Source organism: Gordonia sp. BP-119, assembly GCF_016924115.1.
GTDB lineage: Bacteria > Actinomycetota > Actinomycetes > Mycobacteriales > Mycobacteriaceae > Gordonia > Gordonia hongkongensis.
On the sequence record NZ_JAFFZF010000012.1, the window covers coordinates 25,890 to 40,736 of the forward strand.

Annotated in this window: 16 protein-coding genes and 1 tRNA gene; 6 read left to right on the forward strand and 11 right to left on the reverse strand. The window is 67.4% G+C overall.

Features of this window, described 5'->3' with window-relative positions; all coding sequences use genetic code 11:
* Positions 1–52: 52 nt before the first annotated feature.
* Genes JW364_RS09420 through JW364_RS09435 form a run of 4 tightly spaced genes read right to left on the reverse strand, consistent with a single transcriptional unit; the run spans position 53 to position 3,919 of the window.
* Complete coding sequence (locus JW364_RS09420; protein ID WP_068971871.1) at positions 53–694, reverse strand: class I SAM-dependent methyltransferase; 642 nt, start codon at positions 692–694, stop codon at positions 53–55.
* Positions 691–1,827 (reverse strand): ABC transporter permease, encoded by a 1,137-nt coding sequence (locus JW364_RS09425; protein WP_205333528.1) that lies wholly within the window; start codon positions 1,825–1,827, stop codon positions 691–693. The genes JW364_RS09420 and JW364_RS09425 overlap by 4 nt, the downstream gene beginning before the upstream one ends.
* Positions 1,824–2,663 (reverse strand): ABC transporter ATP-binding protein, encoded by an 840-nt coding sequence (locus tag JW364_RS09430; protein WP_065631555.1) that lies wholly within the window; start codon positions 2,661–2,663, stop codon positions 1,824–1,826. The genes JW364_RS09425 and JW364_RS09430 overlap by 4 nt, the downstream gene beginning before the upstream one ends.
* Positions 2,664–2,683: 20 nt before the next feature.
* Positions 2,684–3,919: a CaiB/BaiF CoA-transferase family protein gene (locus tag JW364_RS09435; protein WP_068971896.1), complete on the reverse strand. Its 1,236-nt coding sequence runs from the start codon at positions 3,917–3,919 to the stop codon at positions 2,684–2,686.
* Positions 3,920–4,108: 189 nt separating this feature from the next.
* Between JW364_RS09435 and JW364_RS09440 the strand changes: the two genes are divergently transcribed.
* Positions 4,109–5,890 carry a long-chain-acyl-CoA synthetase gene (locus JW364_RS09440; protein WP_068971873.1) on the forward strand — a complete coding sequence of 594 codons (1,782 nt, stop codon included), beginning with the start codon at positions 4,109–4,111 and terminating at the stop codon, positions 5,888–5,890.
* 2 nt (positions 5,891–5,892) lie between these two features.
* On the opposite strand, the gene JW364_RS09445 is transcribed toward JW364_RS09440, so the two are convergent.
* Positions 5,893–6,651, reverse strand: coding sequence for an alpha/beta hydrolase (locus JW364_RS09445; RefSeq protein ID WP_137810756.1), 759 nt, complete (start codon positions 6,649–6,651; stop codon positions 5,893–5,895).
* On the opposite strand from JW364_RS09445, the gene pgm reads away from it, so the two are divergent.
* The 3 genes from pgm (at position 6,650) to JW364_RS09460 (ending at position 9,325) form a co-directional block, all read left to right on the forward strand.
* Positions 6,650–8,293: a phosphoglucomutase (alpha-D-glucose-1,6-bisphosphate-dependent) gene (gene pgm, locus JW364_RS09450; protein ID WP_068971897.1), complete on the forward strand. Its 1,644-nt coding sequence runs from the start codon at positions 6,650–6,652 to the stop codon at positions 8,291–8,293. The two genes, JW364_RS09445 and pgm, sit on opposite strands and share 2 nt — an antisense overlap.
* A gap of 92 nt (positions 8,294–8,385) precedes the next feature.
* Positions 8,386–9,138, forward strand: coding sequence for a DsbA family protein (locus JW364_RS09455; protein WP_065631552.1), 753 nt, complete (start codon positions 8,386–8,388; stop codon positions 9,136–9,138).
* Positions 9,139–9,252: 114 nt separating this feature from the next.
* A tRNA-Ala gene (locus tag JW364_RS09460) sits at positions 9,253–9,325 on the forward strand.
* 116 nt (positions 9,326–9,441) lie between these two features.
* Here the strand turns inward: JW364_RS09460 and JW364_RS09465 are convergent.
* The 6 genes from JW364_RS09465 to JW364_RS09490 form a co-directional block, all read right to left on the reverse strand.
* Positions 9,442–10,020 (reverse strand): PIN domain-containing protein, encoded by a 579-nt coding sequence (locus JW364_RS09465; RefSeq protein ID WP_083207433.1) that lies wholly within the window; start codon positions 10,018–10,020, stop codon positions 9,442–9,444.
* Positions 10,020–10,550: an excisionase family DNA-binding protein gene (locus JW364_RS09470; protein ID WP_137810757.1), complete on the reverse strand. Its 531-nt coding sequence runs from the start codon at positions 10,548–10,550 to the stop codon at positions 10,020–10,022. The genes JW364_RS09465 and JW364_RS09470 overlap by 1 nt, the downstream gene beginning before the upstream one ends.
* Before the next feature lie 150 nt (positions 10,551–10,700).
* The gene (locus tag JW364_RS09475) at positions 10,701–11,000 is read right to left on the reverse strand and encodes a YciI family protein (protein ID WP_137810758.1); all 300 of its coding nucleotides are present in this window, start codon (positions 10,998–11,000) and stop codon (positions 10,701–10,703) included.
* 17 nt (positions 11,001–11,017) lie between these two features.
* A complete protein-coding gene (locus JW364_RS09480; protein WP_205333529.1) occupies positions 11,018–11,551 on the reverse strand; it encodes an SRPBCC domain-containing protein in 534 nt (177 codons plus the stop codon).
* Positions 11,541–11,894 carry a helix-turn-helix transcriptional regulator gene (locus JW364_RS09485; protein ID WP_078113706.1) on the reverse strand — a complete coding sequence of 118 codons (354 nt, stop codon included), beginning with the start codon at positions 11,892–11,894 and terminating at the stop codon, positions 11,541–11,543. Before JW364_RS09485 ends, JW364_RS09480 begins: the two co-directional genes overlap by 11 nt.
* Positions 11,891–12,247: a VOC family protein gene (locus tag JW364_RS09490; RefSeq protein WP_065631726.1), complete on the reverse strand. Its 357-nt coding sequence runs from the start codon at positions 12,245–12,247 to the stop codon at positions 11,891–11,893. Before JW364_RS09490 ends, JW364_RS09485 begins: the two co-directional genes overlap by 4 nt.
* A gap of 144 nt (positions 12,248–12,391) precedes the next feature.
* Here JW364_RS09490 and JW364_RS09495 point away from each other — a divergent pair, with 144 nt between their 5' ends.
* Positions 12,392–14,110 carry a CocE/NonD family hydrolase gene (locus JW364_RS09495; RefSeq protein WP_058252452.1) on the forward strand — a complete coding sequence of 573 codons (1,719 nt, stop codon included), beginning with the start codon at positions 12,392–12,394 and terminating at the stop codon, positions 14,108–14,110.
* A 22-nt stretch (positions 14,111–14,132) separates the two neighbouring features.
* On the forward strand, positions 14,133–14,825 hold the full coding sequence (locus tag JW364_RS09500; protein WP_231742481.1) for an alpha/beta fold hydrolase: 693 nt from the start codon (positions 14,133–14,135) through the stop codon (positions 14,823–14,825).
* Positions 14,826–14,847: the final 22 nt, after the last annotated feature.

Below are 14,847 nucleotides of genomic sequence, written 5' to 3' on the forward strand. Positions count from 1 at the left end.
GTTTCGGTTCGCCGAACTTTCTAGTTCGGGGGCTACGTGCCCGGGAGCAGCGTCATCGGCGTATCGCGAGGAGATGGAACTCGGCGAAGCGGTGGGTGTCGTCGGCACGCTTCACCGTGCGCCACTCCTCGTCGAAACCAGCGTCGGCCAGGGCCGCCGCCATCCGATCCGGGTGCCAACGCCAGGCGGGCGCCACCCGATGATCGAATTCGACGATCTCGTCGGTGTCGATCGTCTGCCCGGCGACCAGCACGCCGCCGCCGGTGGGCATCCGACCGGCCCAGCCGTCGAGAATGCCGGGAACGGACGCGGGTGGCACATGGATCAGGCTGAAGCGCGCCACGATTGCGGCGACGTCGATGTCGTCGAGCTCCGTCGAGGTCAAATGCGCGTCGTCGAGAACGAAGCGTAGGTCGGCATGCGACGATCTCGCGATCCGCAGCATCTCGGCGCTCGGATCGACGCCGATCACATCGAGACCGGCGGAAGCCAATTCCGCCGTCACACCGCCCGGTCCGCAACCCACGTCCAGCACGGTCCCGGGGATCCCGCTCCCGCGAACGTGGTCGACGAAGGACTCGATCACACGGCGCTGCAGCGCGTTCGAGAACGGCGAGGGGAATGTCTCGGCGTACAGGTCGGCGAGGGCGTCGTAACCGGGCTGATACCCGGCAGAGTCGTCGCCGGCACTCATGCGATCCGGACTCCGCGCGGCAGCTTGCCCGCAGGGATCCGCAGACGACGTGCCGCGGCACCGTATCCGAGTCCGCCGAGCGCCAGATAGATCCCCAGGCCGACGTACCACGAGTGGCCCATCTCGGACGTCTCATGTGCTGCTTCACGGGCGCGATGGCCGGTGGGGTCGCTCCCGTCGCTGTAACCGTAGGAGATGTCGGCACATGTCCGCGGGCCGATGTACGGACCCGCCCGGACTGCCGACAGAGTCCGTGCGATCTCCTGGGCTGCCGTGCTGTCGGAGGTCCTCATCGGGTTCTGCGGCGGCGAGGAGACGGCGTCGGCCACGATGAAGAACGGGTTCGGGGCGAGGAGCCACCAGATGCGTTCGTGGTGGTGGAATTCCTCTCCTCGGGTGACCTCGCGACACGTCCAGGTGGGCGTCGGGCTCGATGGATCGGTCACCGTCGTGTCGGTGCGGACCACCGAATGCGTCTGCGCGACTGTCGGATACAGCAGGCCGAACACCACCGGCAGGCCGAGCAGGAGGAAGAAGACGGCGGCTTGCGTCAGCACCGCGGACCCTGCCGGTCGCGCCGTCACCGCGGAGAACCCGAGTCCGATCCCCGCGTAGCAAGCGAAGACGAGCGCGAGGACGACCGCGCCGACCACCCCGCGCCAGATCGGCTGGGTCGCTTCGACCAAGCCCCAGATCACATACGGTGCGGCGACGGCGACCAAGGCCATCCCCGCCACCCAACTGCCGATGAGCTTGCCGAGTGCGAGTTGCCAATTGCTGATCGCGGTGTCCTGCACCACGGCCAGGGTCGCGTCCTTGCGGTCACCGTTGATCGTGGTCGCCGCCAGGGTTGGGGCCACGATGATCCCGAGTAGCACCAGGAATCCGATCAGGAGCCCGTACAGATTCGACGCCCACCCGGCGTAGGTGCCGCCGAATGCCCCGACGGCCAGGTACATCGATCCGAAGACGGCGAGGGAGGTCACGACGAAGGCGACGACGAGCGTGGCCTTCCATCTCGTCGTCCGTAGCCGTTGGCGGAGTTCGAGTTCGACGATGACCCCGACCATCCGCCACCACGACGAGAATCGGGCCCGCGGCGAGACATCTGCTTCGTGCGTCTCGGTGGTCATCGGCGCTCCGGGTCGAGTGCGAGGTAGGCATCTTCGATGCCGGAGGACACAGGAGCGAATTCGCTGACCGCCGCACCGGACGACACCACCTGCGCGAGGTGCCGCGCGGCAGCGGACTCGTCGTCGAAGCGAACTTCCCGCGCCTGCCCGGGCGGCTGCCCGACGAGCCGGATCCGCCACACCCCGCCGGCCGCACCGTGCGGTGTGCGGGTTCGGCCCCCGGTCATCAGCACGACGTCGTCGACCATCTCCTCCAGCTCGGAGAGGATGTGCGAGGACACCAGGATGGCGCACCCGTCGTCGGCGAGGCGGCGCAAGTGGCCGCGCAGCTCCATCCGTGACCGCGGGTCCATTCCGGATGCCGGCTCGTCGAGCAGCAGAATCCGGGGCCGGTGCACCAGGGCTCGGGCGAAGCCGAGGCGCTGTTTCTGGCCGCGCGACAGCTCGTGCGCCGGCCGTGTCGCGAAATCGGTGAGATGGACCGACTCGAGCAGTTCGGCGGCGCGTTGCCGCGCCTGGGTGGTGGGCATTCCGTACAGCTTGGCGAAGGTCGTCAGGATCTCGTGCGTCGTGAGGCTTTCCCAGGTGCCGAAGATGTCCGGCATCCACCCCGTCAGTCGACGCATGTCCGCCGGCTTCGCCGGCGCGTCGTCGACCACGATCGCACCGGTGTCGGGGGCGAGCAGGCCGGCGAGAAGCAGGAGCAGGGTGGTCTTGCCCGCCCCGTTGGGCCCCACGAGCCCGGTGATCCTGCCGGATCCGAGTTCGAGGCTCGCATCGGCGACGGCCGTGTGCCGGCCGAAGGTGCGCGAGAGCCCGGTCGCGACCAGTGACATGGCTCGACCGTAGCCGAGTGTCAGATGACCCCGGCCGTCCGCAACGCCGCGATCTCGTCTTCGGGCAGCCCGAGCAATCCGCCGTAGACGGCCTCGTTGTCGCAACCGGGGGCGGGGGGACCGGCGTTGCGGATGCCACCGGGGGTGTCGCTGAACTGTGGCACGACGCCGGGACCGAGGACGGTGCGGTGCGCACGCTCGTCGTAGTGTTCGGCGATCATCCCCCGTGCCTGTAGATGCGGGTCGGCGACCACCTCGGCGACGGAGTTCACCGGTCCGACAACGACTCCCGCGGCACCGAGTACTTCGGTCAGCTTCTCCGGTGTGTACTGCCGCGACCATTCGCCGATCAAATCGTCGAGCTCGTCCTGGTTGCGTCCGCGCGCGGCGTGATCGACGAAGCGGTCGTCGGTCGCGAGCTCGGGTTGTCCCATCGCCGCGCACAGCCGGGCGAACACCGAATCCTGGTTGGCGGCGATGATGACGTGAGTGCCCGCGCTGGTCGGGTAGAGGTTCGACGGTGCGATGCCGTCGAGCCGGGTGCCCGACGGGCCGCGGACGACGCCACCTGCGTCGTAGTCCGCGATGGCCGATTCCTGCACGGCGACACACGATTCGATGAGGGAGGTGTCGACGACCTGCCCCTCGCCGGTCACCGAACGCCGGTACAGTGCCGCGAGGGCGCCCTGCGCGGCGAACATACCGGCCAGGGTGTCGCCGAGTGACAGCGCCAGCCGGGGCGGGAGCTGTCCGGGGTAGCCGTTGAGATACCGCAGACCGCTGGCGGCCTCGGCGACGGAGGCGTACCCGGCTCGTGTCGAATCCGGGCCGGTCTGGCCGTAGCCCGAGACCCGCACCACGACGATGCCCGGGTTGCGAGCGGACAGTACATCCGGGCCGATGCCGAGCCGCTCGAGCGTCCCGGGACGGAAATTCTCGACGATGATGTCGGCCCGTTCGACGAGATCGAGGAACAGCTCGCGCCCTCGGTCCGCCCGCAGATCGAGGGTCACCGCCTTCTTGTTGCGGCCGTGCACCGTCCAATAGAAGCGGTGACCGTCGACCTCCGCCTGTCCCCAGGTGCGGATCGGATCGGGCTTGCCGGGCGGTTCGATCTTGATGACGTCCGCGCCCATGTCACCCAACAGCCGTGCCGCGTGTGGTCCGGCGATGAGCGTGCCCAGTTCGAGGACGGTGACGCCGTCGAGCGGGCCGGCGGGACGGTCGCTCATCGGTCTCGGCGAGGTGTCGGTCATCCAGACAGTGTGGCCGGTCACCCGGCGTGCGCCAAGGGTCGGCCCGGGTGGCCGGCCGATCGCGGTGCGGTCTCGCCTGCTGGCTCGACACACTCGGAACGTTTGAAACAAATCAACCCCGATGTGTCAATGAGTACGAGCCGACGCTAGGGTGTGTGTCGTCGAACACACCGAAGGGGCGGGCAGAACATGGTTGATCAGGCGCCGGGCACGGGACTGCTGCCGGACATCCGGTTGGCGGACATGGTGTCGGGAGTCGCGTCGTTGCGTCGTGACGCTGGCACGATCCTGCGGACCCTACCGGCGATGCTGCCCACACCGCCGACCACGAAGATGTCCATCGGCAAGCGGTTCCAGCAGAGTGCGCAGAAGTACCCCGACCGGGACTTCCTCCGGTTCGAGGGTGCGTCGATCACCTACCGCGAGGCCAATGCTCGGGCCAACCGGCTCGCGGATCTCCTCACTCGCGAGGGTGTCGGGCGCGATGACGTGGTCGCGGTGCTCTCGCGTAATCACCCCGATGTCGTCATCGCGATGTTCGCGATCGTCAAGATCGGGGCGATCTGCGGAATGCTCAACTTCAATCAGCGCGGCGCGGTGCTGGAACACAGTCTCGGACTCATCGAGCCGAAAGTGGTTCTCTATCAGTCCGATCTGCTGGAGGCGCTGGAATCGGTGCCGACCGGATGCCGACCGGAGAAGGAGTTCACCTTCGCCGAACTCGCCACACTGACCGCGCGCTGCTCACCGCTCGACCGGCCGGTCACCGACTCGATCGAGGTCGGGTCGACCGCGATCTACATCTTTACCTCGGGCACAACGGGTTACCCGAAGGCCAGCAAGATGAGTCATTACCGCTGGCTGGTGGCGATGAACGGCATCGGCGGGTTGGGAATCCGTCTGCGCGGCGACGACGTCATGTACACGGCGTTGCCCTTCTACCACAACAACGCTCTCACGATCTCGGTCTCGTCGGTCCTCGCATCGGGCGCCTGCCTGGCCATCGGCAAGCAGTTCTCGGCGTCGAAGTTCATCGACGAGATCATCGAGAACAACGCCACCGCGTTCGCCTGCATCGGTGAGCTGTGCCGCTATCTCCTCGCGCAGCCGCCGAAGCCGACCGATCGCGCGCACCGCCTCCGGCTCGCCGTCGGCAACGGTCTGCGCCCGGACATCTGGGATGCCTTCACCGAGCGGTTCGGTATCGACCGCGTCGTCGAGTTGTATGCGGCGAGCGAGGCGAACATCGGTTTCATCAACGTCTTCGGCTTGTCCAAGACGGCCGGGTTCTCGCCGTTGCCGTACACGATCGTCGAATACGACGACGAGACCGGCGAGCCACTGCGCGGTCCCGACGGGCGGGTGCGGCCGGTCGGGAAGGGTGGTACCGGATTGCTTCTCGCGCAGATCAATTCACGGGTACCGTTCGACGGTTACACCGACCCGGCCGCGACCGAACGAAAGATCGTCCGCGACGCGAAGCGCAAGGGCGACAAGTGGTTCAACAGCGGCGACGTCGTCCGCGATCAGGGCTTCTCGCACATCGGCTTCGTCGACCGCATCGGTGACACCTTCCGCTGGAAGGGCGAGAACGTGGCCACCACCGAGGTCGAGGCGGTGCTCGACGCGCACCCCGCCGTCGAGGAGGCGGTCGTGTTCGGTGTGCCCGTTCCGGGGGTCGACGGCAAGGCCGGCATGGCGGCGGTGAGCCTGCGCGACGGCGAGACCTTCGACGCCGACGGTCTCGCCCGACACGTTCGCGACGGTCTGCCCGCGTACGCCGTGCCGCTGTTCGTCCGGATCGTCGAGGCGCTGGAACACACCTCGACGTTCAAGAACATGCGCACCGAACTCCGCAAGCAGGCCTACGGGCAGACCGGCGACGATCCGCTCTACGTGCTCGTCGGGGAGAAATACGTCGAGTTCTATCCGGAGTTCGTCGAGGAGTTGGCCGGCCGGCCGACGCGCTGAGGTCAGGCACCGCGCAGCGCGGACAGGCGCTCGCCGACGAAGTCGAGCGCGCTGCGCTGCCAGAGCCCGATGTGATCGAGCATGGCGTGACCGCCGCCGGGGACCGGGATGAACTCGGCGTCGATTCCGAGTGCCGAGAGCTCGTCGATGCCCTTGCGGGTCCGTTTCGCGAGCGTGCGCGTGTCGGCGTCGCCGTGCACCGCGACGACCCGCGCGCCGGGCTGGATGTGTCGCCAGTCGGCGAACTGCCACCACGGCGCCAGGCCGAGGACGCCGATGACCCGGCGGTCGGCGGCGAGATGGGCGGCCACGCGTCCGCCCATCGAGTGTCCGATCGCGACCACCGGCACGCCCGGGTGCCGTCGGCAGATCTCGTCGAGTGCCGCACGGGCGGGGAGCAGAGGCGAGTTGTCGTCGCCGTTCCAGCCGTACACGCGGTAGCCGACCTGGTGGACGCGCACCGACCGGCCGAATCGCAGTCGCAGCGACCAGGTGAACGGGTACATGCGCAGGGCGGACGGCTGCCAGGGACTGAACGGTTTGTGGCTGTTGTCCGTGCCGCCCGGCAGGACGAGCACGAGCAGGCTGGGGGATCGGCGTCCGGGGGACAGCAGTCCCGACAATCCGGCGATCAGCATGTGTGCAGGCCCCTTCGATGCGACGTCGACGATCGTCCCACCGTAGCGATTCGGTATCCGGGTCCGGACGGATCGGTTCGTCGACCGGGCGAACGGCGTGTGGAGTGGCACAATCGCGGTCATGGCACATCCTCGCGCTGGTACCTTGGCCCTGCCCGAAGACCTCGTCGACGTGGACGCCCTGGCGCGTGCCTATTACGACAACACACCCGACCCGTCGGACCCGTTGCAGCAGGTCGTGTTCGGGACGTCGGGGCATCGCGGATCGAGCTTCGACAACGCGTTCAACGAGGCCCACATCCTCGCGACGACGCAGGCGATCGTCGACTACCGCCGCTCCGCCGGGATCTCTGGTCCGCTGTTCATCGGGTTCGACACCCACGCTCTCTCGGTCCCCGCCTGGCGCACCGCACTCGAAGTGCTCGCGGCCAACGAGATCACCGTCTACACCGCCGAGAGCGACTCGTTCACACCCACGCCGGCGGTCAGCCGCGCCATCCTCATGTTCAACCAGGACAACCCGGGGGTGCTGTCCGACGGCATCGTCGTGACGCCGTCACACAATCCGCCGCGGGACGGCGGATTCAAGTACAACCCGCCGACCGGCGGTCCCGCAGACACCTCGATCACCTCGGTCGTCGCGGCGCGGGCGAACGAACTGCTCGAGCAGAAGCTCGACGGTGTCGCGCGCATCCCGTTCGAGCGTGCGCGCGGCAGCGAGTTCGTGCACGACTACTCGTTCCTCCTCAACTACATCGACGGACTCGGCGATGTGGTCGACATGCGGGCGATCCGCGATGCCGGCATCCACATCGGCGCCGACCCGCTCGGCGGCGCGTCCGTCGGCTATTGGGCGCTGCTGGGCCTCCGATACAACCTCGAACATCTGACGGTCGTTAATCCGACGGTGGACCCGACGTTCTCGTTCATGACGCTCGACACCGACGGCAAGATCCGGATGGACTGTTCGTCGGCCAACGCGATGGCCTCGCTCATCTCCTCCCGTGATTCCTACGACATCGCGACCGGCAACGACGCCGACTCGGACCGGCACGGCATCGTCACGCCCGACGCCGGTCTGATGAACCCCAACCACTACCTGGCCGTCGCGATCGACTACCTCTTCACGCACCGGCCGCAGTGGTCGGAGTCGGCGGCCGTCGGCAAGACGCTCGTGTCGTCGTCGCTGATCGACCGGGTGGTCGCCGGGATCGGACGACCGCTGCTCGAGGTTCCCGTCGGCTTCAAGTGGTTCGTCGACGGCCTGCTGAACGGTCGCGTCGCCTTCGGTGGTGAGGAGAGCGCCGGGGCGTCGTTCCTGACCTTCGACGGCAGCCCGTGGTCGACCGACAAGGACGGCATCATCATGGCGCTGCTGGCGTCGGAGATCCTCGCGGTGACGGGCAAGTCGCCGTCGCAGCGCTACGCCGAACTCGCCGAGGAGTACGGGACGACGGCGTACGCGCGGATCGACGCGCCGGCCAGCCGGGAGCAGAAGGCGGTGCTGTCGAAGCTGTCGCCGGAGCAGGTGACGGCGACGGAACTGGCGGGCGAACCCATCTCGGCGATCATGACGACCGCACCGGGCAACGGCGCCCCGATCGGCGGCCTGAAGGTCACGACGGAGAACGCCTGGTTCGCGGCTCGTCCCTCGGGGACCGAAGACGTCTACAAGATCTACGCCGAATCCTTCAAGGGCGCAGACCATCTCGCGCAGGTGCAGAGCGAGGCGCAGCACGTCGTCGACGCGGCGCTGGGGGCGTGAGCGAGTAGCGGGACGGCGGTGGTGGTCACCGCCCCGGTCCGGCCGGACGTTCCCTCAGACAATTTTCAGCGCGGCGCCGTTATTGTCGGAATGTGAGCAAGAAGCGCAAGCCGGGAGCATCGGTGCCCCGCACCACCAACTCGAAGTATCAGCCGAGCGCGCCGTCGAACACGATGACCTACGTGCTCGGCGGCATCGCGGTCCTGGTGATCGCGGGCCTCGTGATCGGCGGGATCTGGTGGAGCGGACGCGATCAGGGTGACACCGATCAAGCCGCGCTGGCGTCGAGTTCGACGATGATCGTCGGTCCCGAGACCGCTCCGCTCATCGACGTCTTCGAAGACCCGATGTGTCCGGTGTGCAAGGTGTTCGAGCAGCAGTCCGGACCGGCCATCACCAAGGCCGTCACCGAGGGCAAACTCCGCGTGCGCTACCACACGCTGCACTTCTTGAACTCGCGGTCGGCGACCGGTGACTACAGCTCGCGGGCTGCCGGTGCGCTGACCTGCGTGGCCGACGAGCAGAACACCGATCTGTTCCTGCGATTCCACAGCGCGCTGTTCGCCGCCCAGCCGCCCGAGGACGGCACCGGCAACATCACCAGCCCCGAGCTCGCGCGTCTCGCCACCGAGCAGGGCGCGACGCCGGCCACCGCCACGTGCATCACCGACAATGCGAAGGTCGCCCAGGCCGAGGAGAACGCGCAGAAGTCGACCGACGAACTGTCGAAGGCGACCGGCGGCCAGGTCGGCACCCCGACCGTGCTGCACGACGGCGAGCCCGTCAACGGCGTCCTCGAGGGCACCGGTTGGCTCGACAGCATCCTGGGTGGTGGCAACTCCTGAGTCGCGTGACGCCGACTCGACACCGATCGGGTCGGCGTCCTGGCGATTTGGCTGGTATCGCCGAGATGGTGTAACTTCGCCAGTGCCCTTGAACAGGGCGGAACAACAAAATACGGGGCTATGGCGCAGCTGGTAGCGCACCACACTGGCAGTGTGGGGGTCAGGGGTTCGAGTCCCCTTAGCTCCACCGAACGAAGCCCGTTCCGACTGATGTCGGAACGGGCTTCGTCGTTGGTGGGATAGAGCCTGTCGAACCGAGTTGCGTAGTGACAGCTAGGCGCTCTACGGAGGCGGCGACGTGTTCTAGCTACCGGATTCGAAGTAGGGTGCGATATCCCTGACGAAATCGGTTGTGCCAGAGGCTGCGAGAGCATCGAGGAACTGTTCGGTGGTCACCGGTGGGCGACGACGCTTGTCGGCGGTTTGGGCTACAGAGGCCACCGCACGCGCCGGATTGCGGTGGAGTAGGTCCAACAGGAACTGGTCGGAGCTGCGTATGTGCAGCCCCAGCGGCTCCACAACTGCTTTGGGAAAATGCTGGATGTTGTCGGTGACGATCGCGGCCGCGTGGCCTCTCACGGCGGCTGCGACAACGTGTCGGTCGTCGGGATCGGGCATTCCTGAGATTGCCGTTTCAAGTGGTTCCCAGCCTTCGACGCACGCGTCCTCGAAGGCATCGTTCATTGCATCGACCCGCAAGCGTGCGGTCGTCTCTGAGACTCGTCCTTTTGTCGCCCGATTGATACCGCGCACCGTCTCGTCCATGATGCGGTTGCTCCACAGAGGGTAGAACGCCCGGTGCTCGGCGAAGGTGAGCAGCAGATCGGCCTTGTGGATCGGCACCAGGACACACGCGTCGAGCATCACGCGAAACCCCGCCACTACCGCTTGCGCTCCTCGGCAATCTCGCGGCGAGATGTGCGCATGGCTTCCCGGTAGTCCTCGGCGGGCACGTCGTACAGACCGCTGTCTTCGGCGTCATCGACGAGAGCTTGCAGTGCCCCGCGCCGCTCGATTGCGCGCTGTGACTGATACTCGAGTAGATCGCCCAACTTCACGCGCCGGTGTCGGCTGCCTTCTACGGTCTCGAAGGGGATTCTGCCGCTCTCCAGCAGTTTGATGAGAGTAGGGCGGCTGATGCCGAGGTAGTCGGCCGACTCCTGCGTCGAGAGTTTCTGGTCGACCGGAGCGACAACGACCGCGCGGTGCGCGCGCATCGCATCCACGATCTGTGTCAGCGTCCGATAGACCTCGAGTGGGAGAGGAACTTCTTCACCGTCGGGCCCGACGAGCGCGGCGGGCTCGTGGTGGTGATCGAGGAACCGCGACAAATCCATGAGGGCGTCGAGGTCGGGGGCGTCGGTCGGGGGGAAGAATGTTCCTGTTCTGCGCGGTGCGGTAGTCGGGCTCATCTGACAAGTTTGCCGACTAATCGAAATATCCGCAATCCCTTGGTGGCTGTATTGGCAGCTTGGGGTCAGCGGTTCGAGTCCCCCTGGCTCCACCGAACGAAGCCCGTTCCGACCGATGTCGGAACGGCCTTCGTCGTCGAACGGGTCCGGTCAGTCGTGCCCGATGCCCACGGGCATGGGGAGGATCTCGACGCGGGCGAGGCCCGAGGTGACGGCCGGGTCGGCGGCGCTGATGGCCCGGACATCGTCCTCGGAGTCGGCGCGCACCACGCCCAGGCCCCAGTTGCCGGCCGGGTCGAGGACGGGACCGAAGATCACGGCGGTGCCGTCGGCGAGCAGCCCCGACCAGTACGCGCCGTGGCGGCCCATGATGGCGGCCTCGTCGTCGGACATGTCGCCGGGACCGAAGGTGGGACGCGGCGGGACGAGTTTGTACACGAAGTGGGTCATGTTCTGACGCTCTCTCTTCAGGGGTGGGTCGATTCGATGACGTCGACGCAGGCCGCCAGGGCGGCGGCCCAGCCGCCGGAATACGCGCCGGAGCTGTAACCGCCTGGCGCGGCGCAGTCTTCGCGAAGCTGTTCCTCGCTCAGATGCTCCCAGCCGCGGTGTTCCACGGACACCCGCGTCAGAGCCGGACCGAGCGAGGTGAACGACAGCTCGACCTCGGTCGGCTCGGGAGTGTTCAGCCACGACATGACGAACCGACTCGGGGGTTCCCACACCGCCAATCGACCCCATTCGGCGGTCGTGCCGTCGTCCCAGGTCTCATAGACCCGGCCGCCGGTGAACTCGTCGATGGTCACCGTCCGTGCCCGGTCCCCGCCGATCGACATCGGCTGCAGCGGCCACCAGACCCCGATGGTCCGGACAAAGGTGGTGAAGACGTGGTCGAGATCGCTACGGACGGTGGTGGATTGACGTATCGGCGGCCGTCGGAGCGGGAGAACGGCACCGCCATCGCGACTTCCGGCGTCGGCGACCTCGCGTTCACCCGGCACGGTTCACCTCGTCGGCGTCGGTCAGTCCGCGTTCGGCCTCGACCAGTTGCCGCGCGACGTCGAGAGATGACGCCCACATGTCGTCGAGCAGGTCGCGTAGTCGGTCGATGCCCTCGGGTCGGGCGCGGTAGATGCGTCGGGTCCCCTCGCGGCGTTCGGCCAGCAACCCGGCGTCTTTCAACACCGTGATGTGCTGAGAGATCGCGGTGCGGCTGACGTCGAACCGGGCGGCGATGTCGCCCGCGGACAGCTCCTCGCCGGAGACGAGTTCGAGGATGGCGCGGCGGCGGGGCTCCGCCATCGCGCGCAGGGCCTCGTCGACGCCTGGGGACTTGTCGGTCACGCCCAGAGTCCGATCGAGTTGCCGTCGGGGTCGGCGAACATCGCGAATCTGCCGTACCCATCCGGGAGGTCCGTGGGCGGCACGAGTGCCTTGCCACCGAGCGTCTCGGCCCGGTCGAGGGACGCCTGCAGATCGTCGACGCGCATGTAGACACTCACCCCGCTGGTCCCGCCGGGTTCGGACACGGCGCCGATGCCGCCGGAGACGGCGCCGTCACCTGCGCCGGTGTCGACAAGCGAGTATTCCGGGCCGGAACTGTCGTCGATGGTCCAGCCGAACAGATCGCGATAGAACGCGGTGAGACGGGTGGGGTCATGCGAGGTGATCTCGAAGAATGCGACTGGTGCTCCCATGAGGACTCCTTGTGCCGGTATGTGTCGGTAATGGCTAACGTTAGCGATTGCTGACGGAACACGCAAGGGTGTGGAGAGCCATGACCGGTCTCGGCCTGTGCCCTAGAGTCCAGCCATGGGTGTCGCACTGTCGTCGGAGGTCGTATGCGGGATTCGGTGAGCCACGACCGGCCGTGGCGGCGCTCGGGTGCTTTCCGCTACGGCCTGCGGCGGGTGCGGAACGCCGTGCGCCCGCCGGTGACCGTCTACCCGGCACCCGATGACATGATCAAGGACGCCGATGTCCCGGTGGTGATGCGCGACGGGGTCGCCCTGCGGGTCAACGTGTATCGACCGGTGGGGGATGGTCCGTTCCCGGTCCTGCTCTCGGCGCACCCCTACGGCAAGGACGCGCTGCCGGTCCGGACGTGGTTCGGCTGGAAGATCAATTTCCAGTACCGGATCATGAACCAGCCTGCGCCGGTCCGCATCTCTAGTGAGACCGGTTGGGAGGCGCCCGATCCCGCGGTCTGGACATCGCGGAGCTACGTCGTCATCAATGCCGACCTGCGCGGCGCGGGGACCTCGGAGGGAACCGGATCGCTGCTCTCCGACGCCGAGGCCCTCGATGTCCACGACCTGATCGAGTGGGCCGGCCGGCAGTCCTGGTCGACCGGAGCGGTCGGCATGCTGGGCGTGTCGTATCTCGCGCTCTCGCAGTACAAGGCGGCAGCACTTCACCCGCCCCACCTCGCGGCGATCTGTCCGTGGGAAGGGTTCACCGACCTCTACCGCGACTTCATGAAGCCCGGTGGAGTCGACGAGAGAGGGTTCTCCCGCATCTGGGCTCTCGTCACCCGGAAGGCCGCCCGGTTGTCGGAGGACATCGGTGCCGAACGCCGCCGCCACCCCCTGCGAGATGACTGGTGGCAGAGCAAGACACCGAATCTTACGGCCATCGAGGTGCCGATGCTGGTGTGCGCCAGTTTCTCCGACAGCAATCTGCACAGCGCGGGTTCGATGCGTGCGTTCGAGCGGGCCGGGTCGGCTCACAAGTACCTGTACACCCACCGCGGACCGAAATGGGCGACGTTCTACAGCGACGACGCGGTGGCGACCCAGCACGCGTTCTTCGACCGACACCTGCGCGGGGACACGACCAGGACCCTGCCACGGGTCCGCCTCGAAGTCCGGGGGTCGCGGACCGAGGTCACCGATGTACGCGAGGAACATGAGTGGCCGCCGGCGGCGACCACGTGGACCGAACTGCTACTCGCCGACGGTGATCGTCTGACCCGGGTCACCGGGGGAGGCGTGGCGAGTGGTTCGTCGGTTCTCGACCTGCGCGGGGCCGGGCTGGCCTACGACCTTGCCATCGATTCTCATCTCGAACTCCCCGGACCGATGAGTGCTCGACTATGGGTCAGCCTGCCGCGCGGTGGGGATGCGACGTTGTTCGTGGCAGTGGAGAAATGGGCCGGAACGCGGTGGGTCCCGTTCGAGGGTTCATACGGATACGGCCGGGACCGCATCGTGACGGGTAGGCAGAAGCTCTCCCTGCGAGCACTGGACCGCGATGCATCGTCGGTGGCCCGGCCGGTGCACAGCTTCGACCGCGTTCAGTTGCTGGAGCCCGGTCAGATCGTGGAGATAGAGGTCGGACTCGGTTCGTCGGCAACATCTTTCATGCCCGGCGATCGCCTGCGGCTGGTGCTCGCGGGACGGAACATCGACCGGGGCAACCCGTTGACCGGACATTTCCCCGCCCGCTATCAGACCGGTCCCCGCGGAACGTGTCGGATTCATCGGGGCGGAGATCATCCCTCGATGCTGACGGTGCCGCTGATCGAGGCGACGAATCCGGCGGCCGGTCTGAATCCGTGACGACAGCTGAGGAGAGTACGTGGTGACGACCGAACCCCCGACCTGGCTGCTACTGCCGGGAACCCCGCTGTCGCCGGCGGTGTGGGACGGCGTGCGTGCCGAGCTGGCCGAGTACGGACACGTGATCACGCCTGCGATCAGCCCGCCGCCGGGTTATGCGGATGACGATCTACCCGCGCGGCTCGCCGCCGGGGTCGCGGAATCGGTTGCGTCCGAGGCGCCCTGGCATGTGGTGGGACATTCCTTCGGCGGACAGGTGGCCCTGGAACTCGCGATCCGGCGCCCCGAGCTCGTCTCCCGCCTGACGCTGCTGTGCACCCGAGACACGCCCTTCCCGGCATTCGACGCTGCGGCAGCCGCCGTCGAGGCCGACACCGTCGATGTCGACGGCACACTCGGACGCTGGTTCAGCGCAGACGAATTGCGCAACGATGGACCGGTCGTCCGCTACGCTCGCGAAGCCGTGGCCGCCGCGGACCACGCGTCCTGGGCGTCGGCGCTGCGCGCGATCGCCCACTTCGACTGTTCGCAACGCACCGCGTCGATCTCGTGCCCGGTGACCGTGGTCGCGGCCGAACACGACACGGTGTCCGACGTCGCCTCCATGAGAGCCATGCATCAGCGGATACCGGGATCGGACTTCATCGTCTGCGCCAGGGCCTGGCATATGAGCATCTTCGACGACCCGGCCGCGGTGGCGCGAATCCTCCTCTGACGACCGACGAATCTCGACCGTC